The sequence below is a fragment of the Parafrankia colletiae genome, assembly GCF_001854655.1.
In the GTDB taxonomy this organism is placed as follows: Bacteria; Actinomycetota; Actinomycetes; order Frankiales; family Frankiaceae; genus Parafrankia; species Parafrankia colletiae.
In genome coordinates, this window is record NZ_MBLM01000109.1 from 42,894 (window position 1) to 60,809 (window position 17,916).

A 17,916-nucleotide genomic window follows, 5' to 3' on the forward strand; every position below is an offset into this window, starting at 1 on the left:
CCGCTTCATCCGGGAGTATCACCTCAGCGCGCGGTTGGCTACGTTCCGCATCTCGGCGGCAACCCGTGAGGCGTCCGCGCGCGTCGGAGCGGGTACGGCCGTCGCTCCGGGCCCGCTCGCCCGTAATCTGAACAGGTGGCTGTGATCAGTCTTGACAATCCCCGGGATTCGGCGGAGCAGGTGGTGAGCGAGCTGCTGCGGGTCCCCGCGCCCGCTGACGAGCTGGGCCGGATCTTCGCCGACCACGGGCATGCCCTGTACCTGGTCGGCGGGTCCGTCCGTGACTCGCTGCTCGGCCGCGCCGGCGACGCCCCTGACCTCGACTTCACCACGGACGCCCGTCCCGAGCGCGTCCTGGAGATCACCCGCGGCTGGGCCGACGCGACCTGGGAGGCCGGCATCGCCTTCGGCACGGTCGGCCTGGCCCGCCGCGGGGTGCGCTTCGAGGTCACGACCTACCGCAGCGAGTCCTACGACCGGACATCCCGCAATCCCACCGTTACCTATGGTGACGGCCTGCGTGAGGATCTGGTCCGGCGGGACTTCACTGTGAACGCGATGGCGGTGTCCGTCCCAGGGCACGACTTCGTCGACCTGTTCGGTGGCATGGCCGACCTCGCCCGCGGCGTGCTGCGCACCCCCGGCCCGCCGGAGGCGTCCTTCGACGACGACCCGCTGCGCATCCTGCGCGCGGCCCGCTTCGAGGCCGCCCTCGGCCTCACCCCGGTCCCCGAGCTGGTCGCCGCGATGCGTTCGCGGGCGGACCGCATCTCGATCGTCTCGCCGGAGCGGGTGCGCGACGAGCTGCGCAAGCTGATCGTCAGCCCGGACCCGGTCGCCGGGCTGGAGCGGCTCGTCGAGATCGGCGTCGCCGATCTGGTGCTGCCCGAGCTCGGCGCGATGCGGATGGAGATCGACGAGCACCACCAGCACAAGGACGTCTACGCGCACACGATGACCGTGCTGCGCCAGGCGATGGCGCTGGAGGACGACGGGCCCGACGAGGTCCTGCGCTGGGCGGCACTGCTGCACGACATCGGCAAGCCGCGCACCCGCCGGCACGTCCCCGGCGGCCGGGTGTCCTTCCACCATCACGAGGTCGTCGGGCGGGACATGACGCGCCGCCGGCTCGTCGCGCTGCGCTTCCCCAAGGACGTCGTCGACGCCATCTGCTCGCTTGTCTACCTGCACCTGCGCTTCCACGGGTACGGCTCCGGCGAGTGGACGGACGCCGCGGTGCGCCGGTACGTCCACGACGCGGGGCCGCAACTGTCCCGGCTGCACAAGCTGGTCCGCTCGGACTGCACGACCCGCAACCGGCGCAAGGCCGAGAACCTGGCCCGCGCCTACGACTCCCTGGAGGAGCGGATCACCGACCTCGCCGCGAGCGAGGAGATCGCCGCCATCCGCCCGGAGCTCTCCGGCGACGACATCATGTCGCTGCTCGGGCTGCGCCCGTCGCGGCTCGTCGGGCACGCCCGGGCGTACATGCTCGACGTCCGGTTCGAGCGGGGGCTGCTCGGCCGTGAGGGCGCCGAGGCGGAACTGTTCCGCTGGGCGCGCGAGAACGGCGTCCCGCTTCCGGGCGACGCGGCCGGGGACCGCGACGGCGGCAGTGCCGGCGACGGCGATGGCGGGGGAGCCGGCGACGGCGGAGGAGCCGAGGGCCCGCCCGTCAGGTCGTGAGCGTCGGGTTCGTCGCGGGCGGCACGGTCGTCCCCGGCGGCGCGGACAGCGTGCCGCCGGGGGACAGCGCGCTGCCCGAAGACGGAGCGCCGCCGGGGGGCGGAGAACTGCTGGGGGGCGGAGCGCTGTCCGCGGCCGACGGTCCTGGCACCGCGACAGTGGGGTGGGCCGCGCCGACCCCGCGGATCACCCGGTCCTCCGGGTGGCGCATCGCGGCCCGGAAGTAGATCGCGCCGGCGAGGCAGTAGCCGACACCCGCGGCGACGACGACCGGTGCCGACCGGCCGTCCTCGGGCAGGATCAGCGCCGCGATCGCGGCCGCGGCCACGAAGGCGAGGTTGAACAGCAGGTCGTAGAGGGAGAAGGCCCGGCCGCGGTAGGCGTCCTCGGTCTCCTCCTGCACGATCGTGTCGACGCAGATCTTGCTGGCCTGGGCGGAGAAGCCGAGTAGCAGGCCGGCGACGACGTACAGCGGGGAGAGGAACGGCAGCCCGAGCGCGATCTCGACCGCGCCGCCCGCCACGAGGACCAGCGCGATCCAGGTCGCCTTCGGGATGCGCCTGGTCACCCGGGGGGTGACGACGGCGGCCAGGATCGTTCCCGCGCCGCTGGCGGCGACCACCGCCGCGAGGCCGGCGAGCCCGCCGTCGGTGCCGGTGAAGTGGTTGCGGTAGAGCAGCACCGTCATGACCAGCACCAGGCCGTAGGCCGCCCGGGACGTCGTCAGCGCCGCCAGGGCGCGYCGGGCGGGGCCGTGATGCCACAGGTAGCGCACCCCGTCCGCCATGTCGACAGCGACGCTGCGGGTCTGTGACCAGGCACCCTGCCAGGGCACCGTCTCGACCGGGCCGAAGGCGACGCGGCCGGGTCGGGCGGCGATCAGCGCGGCGGTGGCGTAGGCGAGCGCCGCCAGTGCGGCGACCAGGGCGACGGCGGTGTCGCCGCCGCCGGTGATGCCGCGCAGGCCGCTGCCGACGCCGGCCCCGAGCAGGGTGGCGACGGTGCCGGAGGTGACGGACAGCGCGTTGGCGGTGACGAGCCGGCCGACGTCGACGACCATCGGCAGACCGGCGGAAAGCGCGGCCAGCACGAACCGGTTCACGCTGACGGAGGCGAGGGCGGTCGCGTAGAAGTCGGCACCGGTCCGCCCGCCGAGGATCAGCCCGACCAGCACCACCATCAGCACAGTGCGGACCACCGAGGAGACAACGAGAACGCGTTGCCGGGAAACCCGGTCCAACACGATGCCGGCGAACGGGCCGATCACGCTGAACGGCAGCACCACAACGGCGAGGGACGTCGCCAGCGCGCCCGCGGACGTCGCACGTTCCGGCGAGAAGATGACGTAGCTGACCAGGCTCGCCTGGAAGACACCGTCCGCGGCCTGCGACGACAACCGGCAGGCGTAGAGCTGCCGGAATCCGCGGCCGTCGAGCAGGGCACGCAGGCTGCCGGTCCAGTGCTTGCTGCTCCAGGCCACGTCCGCAGCCTATGAAGAAGGCGGCCCGGCCGTGGGAGCGGGTGGCGGCGTGGTTGCCGCGGGCGACAGGCATACAGGCGCCGGAGACAGGCGCCGGCGACAGGCATCAGTCGCCGGACAGGGCAGGGGTGTCGCAGGGCCGCCCACCGACAAGGGCCCTGGATTCAGCCGACCGGCAATGGCGTCTCAATGTAGGCACTGCGGTTCTCCGACGCCCGGATGCTGTTCGAAGAGTCGATTACGGTCGCTTCGCGTAGTTCACCCGTTTCGGAGGTGTTCCGGTCTGATGTCTGGTGCCCGGCACCGGTACCGCCGCTCAGGAACGTCGTTACGGGGGGTCGCCACGCTGGCCGCCGTTCCGCTCGCTGCCGGCGCTCTCACCTGCGGCTGGTTGTTCCTGCGCGTGACAGCCGGGGCGGCGGGATGCTCCGGCTCCGTGACGCTGACCGTCAGCGTCGCACCGGCGCTGGCCGAACCGCTGCAGGCGGCCGCGGTGGCCTACCGCAGCGAGCACCCGGCGGTCTTCGGCTACTGCGCCTCCCTTGAGGTGAACACCGTCGACGGCGGCAAGGCCGCCTCCTACCTGCGCGGAGGCTGGAACGAGCCGGGCGCCGGCGAGATCCCGGACGTGTGGGTGCCCGACTCCGCCGACTGGCTGGCTCTCGCCCGGACCACCGAACCGGCCAACCGGCTGCTGATCGACTCCGGGACGGTGATCGCCACCTCGCCGGTGGTTCTTGCGATGCCCCGCCCGATGGCGGAGGCGCTCGGCTGGCCACGCCACCAGGTCTCCTGGGTCGAGCTGCAGGAGTTCCTCGGCGCCGAGGACTTCTGGGGCGCCCGCGGCCAGGAGGCCTGGGGAGACTTCTCCGTCGGCCTGCCCGACCCGCGGACGTCGACGGCCGGGCTGACCGCACTGACCAACGCGGTCTCGCTCGCGCTGGACGTCCCGCCCGAGCAGCTCACGGAACGTGCCGTCACCAGCGATATGGCGGCCAGGCGGGCCGTGCTCGAGCTGGAACGCCGGGCGAGCCTGGTGCCCGACTCGGACACCGGCCTGCTCACCGCGTTGCGCGCCGCCGACGTCAACAGCCCTGAAGGCCTGCGGATGTCGGTCGCCCTGCTCTCGGAGAGCGTGGTCTACCAGCACAACCGTGGTCTGGGAGCCGGCGGCGCGACCGCAGCCGCGGGCGGCGGGGGCGGCGCGGGCGGCGGGATGCCGGGCGGGGAACAACTCGTCGCGTCCTATCCGGACGACGGCCAGACGTTGGACGAGATCCGTTACATCGAGCTGAGTCGCACCTCGGCGGACCCGGTGAAGACACGCATGGCGCGGGATCTGCTGACGGTGCTGCAGTCACCGCGGGGCAGGTCAGCGCTGGTGCACAGCGGTTTCCGACCGCCGGACGGCGTCGCCGACTCCTTCGGGCCGGAGATCGGCCTGCTCGCACGACCGCACCTGGAGAAGAAACATCCGCTGACCGCGTCGGTGCTGGCCGCGCTGCAGGCGACCTTCATCAGCGTGCACCAGCGCGCGAACGTCCTCGCCGTCCTGGACACCTCGGGCTCGATGAACGAACCGGTCCCCGGTGGTCCGGGGCGCAGCCGCCTGACGGTGGCCATCGACGCGGCGAAGGCCGCGCTCCCGCTGTTCGCCGACGACAGCCGGCTCGGGCTGTGGCGCTTCTCCGTGCGGCTGCGCGGGGAGCAGGACTGGGCGGAGCTCGTCCCGCTCGGCCCGATCAACGAGCAGCTCGGCCCGTCCACGCGGGCGCAGGCCCTGGTGGACGCGATGGACGCGATCGAGGCGCGCGGCGACACCGGGCTCTACGACACCGCGCTCGCCGCTTTCCGGTACATGACCGGGCACTACCTGGACGGCCGGCCCAACCAGGTGGTGCTGGTCACCGACGGGAAGAACTCCGATCCGGGCAGCCTGTCCCTCGACGAGCTGCTGCGAACCCTGCGTGAGGAGTACTCACCGCGACGCCCGGTCGAGATCGTCACGATCGGCTACGGGACGGAGGCCGACCTCGGCGCGCTCGCCCGGATCTCGGAGGCCACCGGCGCCGAGACCTATCCCGCGCTGGACCCGAACAACATCTTCGGGGTCCTGGTCGGCGCACTCACCGAGATCCCCCACTGACCGCGCCGCAGGGCCGTCCCCTCGTGGTGAGCGAAACGGCGAGAGCCGCCGCGAGTGCCGTCTCGGGCACTCGCGGCGGCTCGGGCACCACGCCGGGCTCGGCCCGGCCGGGGCTCAGCCCTCGCCGCGGATGAAGGCAGCGACCTTGTCGCGGGCGTCGCTGTCGCGGTACTGCTCCGGCGGCGACTTCATGAAGTACGACGACGCGGAGAGGATCGGGCCACCGACACCGCGGTCGAGGGCGATCTTCGCGCAGCGGACGGCGTCGATGACGACACCGGCGCTGTTGGGGGAGTCCCAGACCTCGAGCTTGTACTCCAGGTTCAGCGGGACGTCACCGAACGCGCGGCCCTCGAGGCGGACGTACGCCCACTTGCGGTCGTCGAGCCAGGCCACGTAGTCGGACGGGCCGATGTGCACGTTGTCCTTGCCCAGGTCATGAGACACCTGGGAGGTCACGGCCTGCGTCTTGGAGATCTTCTTGGACTCCAGCCGCTCCCGCTCGAGCATGTTCTTGAAGTCCATGTTGCCGCCGACGTTGAGCTGCATCGTGCGGTCGAGGATGACGCCGCGGTCCTCGAACAGCTTCGCCAGCACGCGGTGGGTGATGGTCGCGCCGACCTGCGACTTGATGTCGTCGCCGACGATCGGCACGCCCGCCGCGCGGAACTTCTCGGCCCACTCGGGGACACCGGCGATGAACACCGGGAGGCAGTTGATGAAGGCCACCCCGGCGTCGATGGCGCACTGGGCGTAGAACTTCGCCGCGTCCTCGGACCCGACCGGCAGGTAGCAGACCAGGACGTCGGCCCGGGCCTCGCGCAGCGCCGCGACGACGTCCACCGGGGCCTCGTCGGACTCCTCGATGGTCTCGCGGTAGTAGCGGCCGAGGCCGTCGAAGGTGTGCCCGCGGGCGACGGTCAGCCCGAGCGGGGGCACATCCGCGATCTTGATGGTGTTGTTCTCGCTGGCCACGATGGCCTCCGAGAGGTCCCGGCCGACCTTCTTCGCGTCCACGTCGAACGCGGCGACGAAGGTCAGGTCGGAGACGTGGTAGTCGCCGAGCGTCACATGCATCAGGCCAGGGACCTGGGCGGACGGGTCGGCGTCGCGGTAGTACTCGACCCCTTGGACGAGAGAAGCGGCGCAGTTGCCCACACCGACGATGGCGACACGTACCGAACCCATGACGGATGCGCTCCTTGGCTGGTGGATGGGATGCTGGCGTTCACTGACTGGCAGGTGCTCTGCTGGACGGGCAGAGCAGGATCGGCCAGGACGAACCCGGAAACGAGCCCGAGGACGGGCCCGCGCCGGTGGCCTGGCCCGCCGGACCGGCTGTCGGCCCGGCCCGGCCCGGTACTGCCCGGCCCGGCGGGCCTCCGGACGCCGGGCCTGTGCGTACGGACGCTGCTCCCGGGGCCCGCGGGGCCAGGCCCGCGCTAGCTCTCGGGACCCGGGGATGTGCCCGCGCCGTCAGGGCCGTCGGCGCGGATCGTCGGGTCGCCCGGGGGGCCGCCCGCCGATCCGTCCGCTGCCGAGGCTGCCTCAGCTGTGGACAAACCTGTGGACAACTCTGTGGATGATGTGGACAACAGCTGTGCCCCGGGAGGGGATGCGGGCTTCTGGGCCCGTTCCGTCTCGATCAGCTCGCTGAGCCATCTGACCTCGCGCTCCACCGATTCGAGCCCGTGGCGCTGCAGCTCGAGGGTGTAGGAGTCGAGCCGCTTCTGGGTGCGGGACAGCGCCGAACGCACCTTCTCTCCACGCTCCTCGAGCCGGCCACGCCGCCCCTCGAGGATCCGCAGCCGCACCGCCGCGTCGGTCTTGGAGAAGAAGGCGAAGCGGACGCCGAACATCTCGTCCTCCCAGGAGGACGGCCCGCCTTCGCCGAGCAGCTCGRCGAGTTTCTCCTTGCCCTCGCCAGTGAGGGTGTAGACGACCCGGCTGCGCCCCCCGATGCGGGCGGCGGCGCCGGCGTCGTCCGCGGTCACGTACCCGGAGGCCTGCAGCCGGCGCAGGCAGGGGTAGAGCGACCCGTAGCTGAAGCGGTGAAAGGACCCGAGCACGGCGGCAAGCCGCTTGCGCAGCTCGTAGCCGTGCATGGGGCTTTCCGACAGGAGTGCGAGCACCGCCAGCTCCAACATGCGCGCGCTCCTCCCGGTCGTGGTGGCCAGGTCGCCCTGAGGCCAGTTGTATCGAGGTACTGCATCGAGAAACTGCATCGAGCTGTCCTGTCGCGCCGACATATCGATGCGATACATCGAGGATAGACCTTCCGGTACGACCACGGCAACAGTGGATGGCGGACCGGCGACCGGGCGATGACGGATCGACGTCGACAAGCCAACCCGTGCACCCGGATGTGCCGGCGATTCGGGGCGGGAGGGGACCGGCGTGAGGCCGCGGGGGACGGCCTGGCCGGCCCGTCGAGTTCTGTCGTTTCCGTCTGCCCGGGGTCCGGCGTCGGCGTACCGTGGCAGCTATGCGTCCAAGGTCGGTCGTCGACTACGCGCTCGCCCGCAGGGCGACGCTGGGCGACCTGTTCGCAGGAAGGGTCGCCTCCGGCGACGTCTGCGACGCACATCCGTATCTGGTTCGGGCCGCGAGATACCACGGCGAGCCCACCAGGAAGCGGTGCCCGGTCTGCCGGGGCGGCGACCCGCTCGTCAACGTCACCTACACCTATGGCGACGAGCTGGGGCCGAGCTCCGGCCGGGTGCGGGCGACCAAGGAGCTCCCCGGTCTCGCCGCCCGGTACAGCGAGCTGCATGTCTACGTCGTGGAGGTGTGCCAGCCCTGCGGCTGGAACCACCTGATCACCTCGTATGTGATCGGCACGGGCGAGCCGCCGGCGAGGAAGCACTCCGGCCGCCGGGCCGCCGACACCTGACACCCGCGCGCTCCGGCGCCACCCGCACATAGGTGCCCTCTCGCGGGTGTCCCGATCTGGCGTGAGATTCTGGTCTGCCATGTGGGTTTCCACGTGGGTGCGGCCGCCCTCGGTATGCCGCACCGGATGCGGCACCGGCCGGACCATGGCATGAGCACGGTGACCGGGGGGATTCACGGCGACGGATGGGGTAGCTGGTGAGCACTCCCTACAGCCAGGGCACAAGGGCGATCGGGCCTCGTGCCGGCGACGGCGAGGACCCGCGTGGGGCCGCGCCGGGCTCGGGCGCCGAGCGGCCACGCCCCGGCGCCCCGGTGGCCGGCGGGCCACCGCCACCCGGTGGGCCGGTTCCCGGCGGGCCGGGTGCCCGGCGAAGCCCGGGTGCCGCCAGCGCCGGCGGGCCCCCCGCGGCTGGCCGCGGCGGGCCCGGCGCAGACGAAGCCGAGGCCGGTGGCTGGACGCCCGACCGGGGCGCCGCCGCCCGCCGCCGGGAGACCGAGGCTGCCACCCGCTCCCGCCCTGGCTCCAGCCCGGACGGACGCTCCGCGCAGCGCCCCCCCGCCGGCCCGCCGGCCGCTCCCACCGGTGGCCAGGCCTCTGGCCGGCCCGGTGGCCGCCCGGCGACCCCTGAACGTGCTGGTTCCACCAGTCGCACCGGCCAGGCCGGCCATGCCGGTCGCGCCGACAGCCGCGTCGACGATCGCGCGGACGCCCCCGCGAGGCCCGGCTCCGGTCCGGCCGGCAGGCCGGCGACAGGCCGCGCTGCCGCCGCGGGAGCTGGGACCGGCAGCGGGACCGGCGCAGGCACGGCAGGTGGCCGCGGGTACTCCGATCGCGGCGGATCCCGCCAGACCGGGGCCGGGCGGACCGGCTCGGGCCGCGTCTCCAATCCCCGCGGGCAGTTCGGGCGCGAGGACCCCGACCGGGGCGACCTGACGCGCGCCGCCAGCTCCGGCCCCGGGGAACCACCCGCATCCGGCCGTGCGCCGCGTTCGGTCGCCGGCCGGGCCGCCGCAGAGCGCGCCGCAGGCCGACCGGCCGCCGTCGATGACAGAGGCGGCCGAGGCGAGCGCGGCGCGCGGGGCGAGCCCGAACGGAGGGACCGCACCGAGCGGCTGTCAGCCGCCACCACCCGGCTGCGGGCCGTCCGCCCGGGGGGTGGGCGCCCGTCGACGCCCGAGCAGCCGCCCGCCCGGCCCAACGCCATCTACGACACCGTCGACCAGGCCGCGCTGAGCCGGGTCGACGTCGCCGAGCGCACCGCGGACGCCACCGTGTACCGCAAGGTCACGCCCGGCGGGGCCGCCGGGCGCTCCGGCGGCTCCGGAGGCCTCGACGAGCTGGACGACATGGGCCGCGACGCGGGCTCCGGGCCCTCGGCCACGGCGCGCATGAACGGTGTGGACCGGGCGTCCGGCCCGCGCCGTGCGGCGCCGGGCCGGCGGCCGGGCGGTCCGCCGCGCCCCGGTGAGCGTGACCCGGGCGGGCGCACGGGGCCCCGATCCACCGCCGCGCACGCGGCCGGCGGGCGGGCCGCGGCGGGCGGGCGCGGTGCCGCGCGCCGCACCCAGGGCCGGCGCGGCCCGAAGTGGTGGCGCAACCGGCCGCGGTGGTTCCGGCGCCTGGTGCTCATCGGCCTGACGTCGGGGTCGCTGCTGTTCGTCGCCGGCATCGCGGTGATCTATGCGGCCACCCGGGTGCCGCTGCCCGACGAGGTGAAAACCGACCAGACGTCGATCATCGCCTGGGGGAGCGGCGGTGAGATCACCCGGATCGGCACGGTGAACCGCACCGATGTCCCGCTCTCCCAGGTGTCGAAGGACGTCCAGCACGCGGTGCTGGCCGCGGAGAACTACAACTTCTACAACGAGCCCGGCATCTCGCCGAAGGGCATCGCCCGCGCCCTGTGGGTGAACGTCACCGGCGGTGAGATCTCCCAGGGTGGATCGACGATCACCCAGCAGTACGCGAAGAACGCCTACCTGACGCAGGACCGCACGTTCACCCGGAAGATGCGGGAGATCGTCCTCGCGATCAAGCTGGACCGGAAGTACTCCAAGGACCAGATCCTGGAGTTCTACCTGAACACGATCTACTTCGGGCGCCAGTCGTACGGCATCGAGGCTGCGGCCAAGAGCTACTTCAACAAGCCCGCCGCCCAGCTCACCGCCGGTGAGGGCGCGGTGATCGCCGGTCTCATCCGGTCGCCGAACTACCTGGACCCCAAGGAGAACCCGGGGCCCGCGGAGTCGCGGTGGAAGGATGTCGTCGCCACGATGGTCGCCCAGGGCTGGGCGCCGGCGTCGCTGGCGAACGAGAAGCCGCCGCCCGTCCTGGACAAGGACGAAAGCGGTGGCTACAACTCCTCCGACCAGGTCGGCTACATCCGTGACCAGGTGAAGGATGAACTGGAAGCCGCCGGGATCACCGAGGACCAGATCAACCGCGGTGGCCTGCGTATCACCACGACCCTGGACGAAGGGCGGCAGACCGCGGCGTTCCAGGCCGTCGACGGCCAGCTCGCGGAGGCCTACGCGGCCGTGCCCGACCTGCGCACCGGACTGGTCGCGCTGAAACCGGGCACCGGCGAGGTGCTGGCCTGGTACGGCGGCTCCTTGTACGGCAAGGGCGACAACGGCCAGGAACAGTTCGTTGACAACGTGTCCGGCGCGCGGGTGCCACCCGGGTCGACGTTCAAGACGGTGACCCTGGTGACGGCCCTGAAGGAGGGCATCAGCCTCAGGTCGACCTACGAGGCGCCGGCCCGGCTGACGGTCCTCGACTATCCCGTCAACAACGACGAGAGCGAGCCCGGCCATCTGGGCTGGCCGGACCTGGTCGAGGCCACCGCGGAGTCGATCAACACGGTGTACGTGCCGCTGGGTGTCGATGTCGGGGTCAACGACATCATCCGGACCGCCCGCGACATGGGCGTCGACGAGGGCACCCTGCTCGAGGACGTCGCCGGTGTCACCCTCGGCAAGGACGGTGTGTCCGCCCTGGACATGACGCAGGTCTACAGCACCCTGGCCAGCGGTGGTTACCGGTCCACCCCGCACATCGTCGCCCGGGTGGAGGACAGCTCGGGCGAGGACATCCTGCCGCTGCGGGACGGCCAGACCACCAGCGACCCGGTGATCCCGCCGACCGTCGCGCGGGACGCGACGTTCGCGCTGCAGGCCGTGCTTGACCACGGCACCGGCAAGAATGCGAGGCTCGCGAACAACCGGCCGGCGGCGGGGAAGACGGGCACCACGGACGACTTCCGCTCCGCCTGGTTCTGCGGGTATACGAAGCAGATCGCCTCCTGCGTGAACATGTTCCGCGGCAAGGGTGAGCGCAAGGACCAGTTGAAGGGCATTCCGGGCGCCGAGGACGGCGTCTACGGTGGGAACTACCCGGCGAAGATCTGGAAGGCCTTCATGGACGCCGCGCTGAAGGACGTGCCGGTGACCGGGTTCGACCCGCCCGCCTATGGCGGCGCGGTCACGCTGCGCAGCCCGGCGCCGGCTCCCACGACGCCGCCGTCCGAGCTGCCGACCCAGCCGGCCACCAGCGGCGGGATCGGTGGCTGGGACCTCTTCGGCGACGACGATGACCGCAACGGCCGCGGTGGCCAGACCGGGCAGCAGGGTGGCCAGACCGGGCAGCAGGGCGGCCAGACCGGGCAGCAACCCACCCGACCTCGACCGTCACGATCACCCGGCGGGATCATCGTGGACCCGTTCAACAACTGAGCGAGGCCGTGACGGCGCTGCTCCTCCGCCAGCGCCGTCACGGCCGGCTCGTTCCCCGCGCCCATGCCCTCGCCGGTCCCGGAGCCCCGCCGCGGAACGCCCGCGRCACCTGGGCGGCCGGCGCCGCAAGTGTCGTCGGACGGGGCACGGACGCCGTGTACCAGAATGGCCCGCATGGCCACGACACCGGCGTCGCCCACCCGGTCCAGCCCGGCGCGTCACGACCCGGTCGTCGCGGGCGCGAGTGAGCTCATCGGCGGTCCGCCGGGGAAGCACGCCGTCATCGGCGCGAACCGGAGCTGGTGGACGCCGCTGCGCCTGCTGATGCTGCTGGTGATCGTCAGCTGCGTGCTCGGCTACGTGCAGAAGGCCGGCTGCCGCGACACCCGCAACTGGTCGGACGAGTACCAGTACACCCGGATGTGCTACTCGGACGTCGTCGCCCTCTACAGCCAGGAGGGCCTGATCGATGGCAAGATCCCCTACCTGGACTACCCCACCGAGTACCCGCCGGTCATCGGCGCGGCGATGCAGTTCGTCTCCGTGTTCGCCGGCCTCGGCTCCGCGCCGGCCGCGGTCTTCCGCACCGACCCGACCGGCGCCCAGGTCTTCGACCACTACTCGATGGACTCCCGGTCGGCCCTGTTCTACGACTTCACCGCGCTGCTGTTCGTCCTCGCCGCCTGCGTCGCGGTCGCCTGTACCGCGCTGACCGCCGGGCGCACCCGCGTCTGGGACGCGGCGCTCCTCGCGCTGGCCCCGACGCTCGTCCTGCACCTGCTGACCAACTGGGACATCCTCGCCGTCGCGTTCGCCGCCGGTGGCCTGCTGGCCTGGTCGCGGCGCGCCCCGCGGCTCGCCGGCATCCTGTTCGGGCTGGGCATCGTCACCAAGCTCTACCCGGTCTTCTTCCTCGTCGGGCTGGCCGCGCTGTGCCTGCGGACCGGGCGGATGCGGGAGCTGGCCCGCACCGCGGTCTTCGCGGCCGGCACGGCGGTGCTGGTGATGCTGCCGGTGTGGCTGACCGCCGGCTACTTCGACGGGACGACCAAGGTCAGCGGCGGCATCTGGTCGACGTTCTGGGGCGGCGGTGACTGGATCGCCCTGCTGGACGGTGAGAGCGCCGGCGCCCACAACGGCCTGCAGCGCTTCTTCGAGCTCAACTCCGAGCGCGGTGCCGACTGGGACTCGCTCGCCTTCGGGCTCACCTGGGCCGCGGGCAAGTACGACACCGGCTGGTTCGCTCCCGTGCATCTGCTCGTCCTGGCCGTCACGCTGCTGCTGGCGGGGCTCGCCGCCTGGCTGGCGATCCGCAGATGGCCCTGGCTGACCCGGCCGATCGTCGCGGCGGCCGTCGTGTGCTGGCTGGTCCCGGCGATCGCCACGCCGCTGGTGCTGGGCGCGGTGCACGAACACGGCATCCCGGTGGGGACGCTGAACATCATCACGGCGGTGCTCCTCGTGGCGGCCGTCGCCGGGATCCTCGCGCTCGCCCTGCTCGCACCACGGCGGCCGCGTGTCCCGCAGGTGGTCCTGCTGCTCGTCATCGCCTTCCTGCTGACCAACAAGGTCTTCTCGCCGCAGTACACGATCTGGCTGCTGCCCCTGGTCGCGCTGGCCAGGCCCCGCTGGCGGCTGTTCCTGGTCTGGCAGGCCTGCGAACTGTGGGTGCTGTTCACCCGCTTCATGCACTTCATCTTCAACGACACCTCGGGCGCCGACGGCATCGACCGCGGCTGGTTCGTCGGCGCCGTGGTCCTGCGCGACCTGGTCCTGTGTGTCCTCGCCGCGTTCGTGGTGCGGGAGATCCTCCGACCCGAACGGGACGTCGTCCGCGCCGACGGCCTGGACGACCCCGCCGGCGGAGTGCTCGACGGCGCGCCGGACGTCCGGGGCGGGCAGTTCGGTGTGCGCTCGCTGCTGCCGCGCCGGCCACGCCGCTCGCAGGAGGCCGTGCCGGCGGGCGTCCCCGCGTCGGTCGAATGACCACGGAATCCTCGCCGCCCAACCCCCCCGGGCAGGGCGGACCGGAACCCGACAGCAGTACCGGCGGTGCGCGGATCGCCGGCCGTGCCGACGACGCGCCGAGCCGCGGCGGGACCATGGGCGGCGTCGCCATCGACGACGCTCCGGCTCCCGCTCCTGGTGCCGAGAGCGGAAGTGGGTCTGGGTCTCGGCCTGGGTCCGGGTCTGCGAGCACGTGGCTCCGGAACGGCTGGGCGCGGCTCCCCGGGGCCGTGCAGGCGACGCTGCCGCTCTGGGTGGCGAGCCGGATGGCAGTGGTCATCGCGTCGCTCGCCGGCGCCCGGGCCCTGTCGAACGGGCCGGTCCGGGACGTCCCCGGCCTGACCACTCTGTGGGACCGCTGGGACGTCGGCCTGTTCACGAAGGTGGCCCGCTACGGCTATCTCTCCGACGCGTACTCGGACCGCACCGAGGTCGACTTCCCGGGGCTGCCGCTGGCGATTCGCGCCGTGCACGTCGTCGTCCCGGACTGGATCGCCGCCGGCCTCGTCGTCTCGTTCCTGGTCGGCATTCTCGGGGTGGCCGCGCTGTGGCGGCTGGCGGCCGACGAGGTGGGCGAGGCGGACGCGCGGTTCGCGGTTCTGGCGCTGGTCTGCTTCCCCTACGCCGTCTTCCTGTTCGCGGCCTACTCCGAAGGCGTGTTCCTCGGCTTCGCCACGGCGTCCTGGCTGGCGGCGCGGCGCGACCGCTGGCTGCTCGCCGGCCTGCTGGGCGCGGCGGCGGCCTCGGCGCGGGTGACCGGCCTGCCGTTCTGCGCCGCCCTGGCCGTGCAGTACGTGGTCGTGCGGCGGGCGGCCGGCAGGCCGGTGGTCGCCCGGCCCGCGCTGGCCCTGGCGCTGCCCCCACTGCCGATCATCGGGTTCATCCTCTACCTGCGGGCCCGGAGCGGGCGATGGGACTCCTACACCGACGCGATGCGCGCCGGCTGGAACCGGGCCGTCGACTGGCCGTGRCACGGCTGGTCGAAGACCTGGCACTCGGCCTTCGACGGGAACGGCGCGGCGACGTTCGTCTGGTTCTGGCGGGGTGAGCTGCTCGCCGTCGTCGTCGGAGTGCTGCTCACCGGTGTCCTGCTGTGGTCGCGGCGCTGGGGCGAGGCGACGTTCGTCGGGCTCATGACGATCCTGATGAGCTTCTCGAACTACTACGCGTCGGGAATCCGTGGCATTCTCGTCGCCTTCCCGCTCTATCTGCTGCTGGCCAGGGCGGGTGCACGGAGGCCCTGGGTGCGCGGTGTGTACGTGTGGTGCTGCGCGCCGCTCATGGTGGTCTTCGTTGTTGCCTTCACGCAGGGGAACTGGGTCGACTGAAGCCGTCGCCCGCCCGCGAGGACGGAGCGACACGACCACCGTGATCGGATGCGCGCCCTCGCGGCCGCCCATGGTCCAGGATGGGTGCGTGGCTGACCATGGACGGGACGACCCCGCGGGCCCGGCGGCGACCTCCGCGACCTCGGCGCGCCAGGAGGGGGGCGGCGCCCCCCCGGCACGCCTCGCGAGCGGGCGCCTGCCGCCGTCGCTGCTGGTGCCGGCCATCGCCGCCGGTCTGCTGGCGCTGCTCTTCCTGATCCTCGCCGTCGTGGTGCCCGAGCCCGGCCGGCATGCCCACGGGCTCCTGGTCGTCGTCGACCTGGCCGGCGTCATCGGCGTCGCCGTGGTGTGGCTCCGGGTGATCCGGCTGCTGAGCCTTCCGTCCATCCGCGGGCGCGTCGAGTAATCTCGTCCAGACATGCCGTGTGCCGACGGTGCGGCGCTCTGCTGGCGGTACAGCTCTGCTGATCAAACAGCTCTGCTGGAAACACAGCTCAGCCGCCCCGGCATGCGGTCCCTCCTGCCACGGGTCATCCGTGGCCGCTAGAGTCCACAGGAGGTGGGTTCAGCCTTGTCACGTCACTATGAACTGATGGTGATCCTCGATTCCGAGCTCGAGGAGCGCACGGTCGCACCGTCACTCGACCAGTACCTCAACGTCGTCCGCCAGGGCGGCGGCGTGGTGGAGAAGGTCGAGGTCTGGGGTCGCCGCCGGCTCTCCTACGAGATCGCGAAGAGCCACGAGGGCATCTACGCGGTCATCGACCTGCACACGGAGCCGGCCGTCGTCGCCGAGCTGGACCGTCAGCTCGTGCTGAACGAGTCCGTGATCCGTACCAAGGTGATCCGGCTGCCCGAGCCGAAGGCGCCGAAGCCCGTGCGCCGGGCGGCAGCGTGACGTACCCCGCCCGTACGGCGCGTCTCGCGCCGGGGCGGGCTGTCCAGCCAGGGAGTTGTGATCATGGCCGGTGAAACGGTGATCACGGTTGTCGGCAACCTGACCAACGACCCCGAGCTGCGCTTCACCCCGAACGGGGCCGCGGTCGCGAGCTTCACGGTCGCATCCACCCCGCGCACACTCGATCGTGGCACGAACGAGTGGAAGGACGGCGAGGCGCTCTTCCTGCGCTGCTCGATCTGGCGTCAGGCCGCCGAGCACGTCGCCGAGTCCCTTACCAAGGGCGCGCGGGTAATCATTCAGGGGCGCCTCAAGCAGCGCTCCTTCGAGACCCGTGAGGGCGAGAAGCGCACTGTGATCGAACTAGACGTCGATGAGATCGGCCCGTCCCTGCGGTACGCCACCACGAAGATCACGAAGGCCTCCCGCGGTGGCGGCGGCTTCGGTGGTCAGGGTGGCCCCGGCGGTGGCGGTGGTGGCTTCGGCGGTGGCCAGAGCGGGCCTGGCGGCCCGGCTGGCGCCGGCTTCGGTGGCGCTCAGGGCGGTTCCGGCGGCCCCGGCGGTGGCGGCTACGGCGGTGGTCAGGGCAGCGGCGGTTACGCCGGCGGTGCCGTTGACGACCCCTGGTCGCAACCCGCTGGTGGCTACTCCGACGAGCCCCCGTTCTGAGGCCGGGGTGTCTACATCGCGCGATCGGAACTCGCGCTCAAACCGAGGTAGGAGCACATCCATGGCCAAGGCGGCCGTGCGCAAGCCGAAGAAGAAGGTTTGCGTCTTCTGTAAGGACAAGGTCCACTACATCGACTACAAGGACACCTCGCTGCTCCGGAAGTTCATCTCGGACCGGGGGAAGATCCGCGCTCGTCGAGTGACCGGCAACTGCAGCCAGCACCAGCGTGACGTCGCGACCGCGGTGAAGAACAGCCGCGAGATGGCACTGCTTCCGTACACCTCGACGGCTCGCTGAGGGGGATGACGATGAAGCTCGTCCTCACCCAGGAGGTTCCGGGCCTCGGTAGCCCCGGCGACATCGTCGACGTCGCCGACGGCTACGGGCGCAACTACCTGGTGCCGCGCAAGTACGCGATCCTCGCGACCCGTGGCGCCGAGCGCCAGGTCGCGCAGATCAAGCGGGCGCGTGACGCGCGTTCCGTCCGCGACCTCGACCACGCCAAGGAGATCGCCGGTCAGCTGGCCGGTCTGTCCGTGCGGCTGACCAGCCGCGCGGGCAAGGAGGGCCGGCTGTTCGGCTCGGTGACCGCGGCCGACGTCGTCGCCGCCGTCACCGAGGCCGGCGGCCCGGCCCTGGACCGCCGCCGCGTCGAGCTGAGCACGCCGATCAAGGCGCTCGGCTCGCACTCCGTGTCGGTCCACCTGCACCCGGAGATCACCGCGAAGGTGAGCGTCCAGGTCGTCGCGGCCTAGGGCGCCTGCCACGGCCACCCCGCACTCGGCCCCAGGCCCGGCGCGGGACCGGTGCGTCACGGGCGCGCCGGCTGATGTGCTGACGAGGCTCCGCCGGCTCCCGACCATGGTCGGGAGCCGGCGGAGCCTGCGTGTTTCGGCGCCGCGGTGCGGGGCCGCTGCCACGTGTAGATCACTGTTCCCCGGCGTGTGGTCGGGRCAGACGGTGCCGGGTGGCAGGAGACTCGTGATGGCTGGGCACGCTGTTCACCTGGTTGCGCACGGCCGGCTCGTACGCGGCGTGCGGCGCAGGTCTCCCTGCGCGACACGATCAGAC

Annotated in this window: 14 protein-coding genes; 11 read left to right on the forward strand and 3 right to left on the reverse strand. The window is 72.4% G+C overall.

Annotation, left to right across the window (positions count from 1 at the left end):
- Window positions 1-141: 141 nt before the first annotated feature.
- Window positions 142-1,686 (forward strand): CCA tRNA nucleotidyltransferase, encoded by a 1,545-nt coding sequence (locus CC117_RS13265; RefSeq protein ID WP_071084039.1) that lies wholly within the window; start codon window positions 142-144, stop codon window positions 1,684-1,686.
- Here CC117_RS13265 and CC117_RS13270 read toward each other — a convergent pair.
- Window positions 1,676-3,166 carry an MFS transporter gene (locus tag CC117_RS13270; protein WP_071084041.1) on the reverse strand — a complete coding sequence of 497 codons (1,491 nt, stop codon included), beginning with the start codon at window positions 3,164-3,166 and terminating at the stop codon, window positions 1,676-1,678. The two genes, CC117_RS13265 and CC117_RS13270, sit on opposite strands and share 11 nt — an antisense overlap.
- Before the next feature lie 286 nt (window positions 3,167-3,452).
- Between CC117_RS13270 and CC117_RS13275 the strand changes: the two genes are divergently transcribed.
- Window positions 3,453-5,312: a substrate-binding domain-containing protein gene (locus CC117_RS13275; RefSeq protein WP_071084042.1), complete on the forward strand. Its 1,860-nt coding sequence runs from the start codon at window positions 3,453-3,455 to the stop codon at window positions 5,310-5,312.
- Window positions 5,313-5,426: 114 nt separating this feature from the next.
- Here CC117_RS13275 and CC117_RS13280 read toward each other — a convergent pair whose 3' ends face one another.
- Both CC117_RS13280 and CC117_RS13285 read right to left on the reverse strand, forming a co-directional pair.
- Window positions 5,427-6,500, reverse strand: a complete 1,074-nt coding sequence (locus CC117_RS13280; RefSeq protein WP_071084043.1) for an inositol-3-phosphate synthase — start codon at window positions 6,498-6,500, stop codon at window positions 5,427-5,429.
- Window positions 6,501-6,754: 254 nt separating this feature from the next.
- Window positions 6,755-7,459 carry a PadR family transcriptional regulator gene (locus tag CC117_RS13285; protein ID WP_071084045.1) on the reverse strand — a complete coding sequence of 235 codons (705 nt, stop codon included), beginning with the start codon at window positions 7,457-7,459 and terminating at the stop codon, window positions 6,755-6,757.
- A 338-nt stretch (window positions 7,460-7,797) separates the two neighbouring features.
- On the opposite strand from CC117_RS13285, the gene CC117_RS13290 reads away from it, so the two are divergent.
- The 9 genes from CC117_RS13290 (at window position 7,798) to rplI (ending at window position 17,600) form a co-directional block, all read left to right on the forward strand.
- On the forward strand, window positions 7,798-8,205 hold the full coding sequence (locus CC117_RS13290) for a DUF5318 family protein (RefSeq protein WP_071084046.1): 408 nt from the start codon (window positions 7,798-7,800) through the stop codon (window positions 8,203-8,205).
- Window positions 8,206-8,519: 314 nt separating this feature from the next.
- Entirely contained in the window at window positions 8,520-11,942 is a 3,423-nt protein-coding gene (locus CC117_RS13295) for a transglycosylase domain-containing protein (protein ID WP_071084165.1), read from the forward strand.
- A 174-nt stretch (window positions 11,943-12,116) separates the two neighbouring features.
- Window positions 12,117-13,928 (forward strand): glycosyltransferase family 87 protein, encoded by a 1,812-nt coding sequence (locus CC117_RS13300; RefSeq protein ID WP_071084168.1) that lies wholly within the window; start codon window positions 12,117-12,119, stop codon window positions 13,926-13,928.
- 116 nt (window positions 13,929-14,044) lie between these two features.
- Complete coding sequence (locus tag CC117_RS13305; protein ID WP_407673518.1) at window positions 14,045-15,277, forward strand: hypothetical protein; 1,233 nt, start codon at window positions 14,045-14,047, stop codon at window positions 15,275-15,277.
- A gap of 88 nt (window positions 15,278-15,365) precedes the next feature.
- Window positions 15,366-15,683, forward strand: a complete 318-nt coding sequence (locus CC117_RS13310; RefSeq protein WP_071084048.1) for a hypothetical protein — start codon at window positions 15,366-15,368, stop codon at window positions 15,681-15,683.
- Between the two features lie 165 nt (window positions 15,684-15,848).
- Window positions 15,849-16,175: a 30S ribosomal protein S6 gene (gene rpsF / locus CC117_RS13315; protein WP_026310950.1), complete on the forward strand. Its 327-nt coding sequence runs from the start codon at window positions 15,849-15,851 to the stop codon at window positions 16,173-16,175.
- A gap of 63 nt (window positions 16,176-16,238) precedes the next feature.
- Window positions 16,239-16,844: a single-stranded DNA-binding protein gene (locus tag CC117_RS13320; protein ID WP_071084170.1), complete on the forward strand. Its 606-nt coding sequence runs from the start codon at window positions 16,239-16,241 to the stop codon at window positions 16,842-16,844.
- Between the two features lie 61 nt (window positions 16,845-16,905).
- On the forward strand, window positions 16,906-17,142 hold the full coding sequence (gene rpsR / locus CC117_RS13325) for a 30S ribosomal protein S18 (RefSeq protein ID WP_006543269.1): 237 nt from the start codon (window positions 16,906-16,908) through the stop codon (window positions 17,140-17,142).
- A gap of 11 nt (window positions 17,143-17,153) precedes the next feature.
- A complete protein-coding gene (gene rplI, locus CC117_RS13330; protein WP_071084172.1) occupies window positions 17,154-17,600 on the forward strand; it encodes a 50S ribosomal protein L9 in 447 nt (148 codons plus the stop codon).
- Window positions 17,601-17,916: the final 316 nt, after the last annotated feature.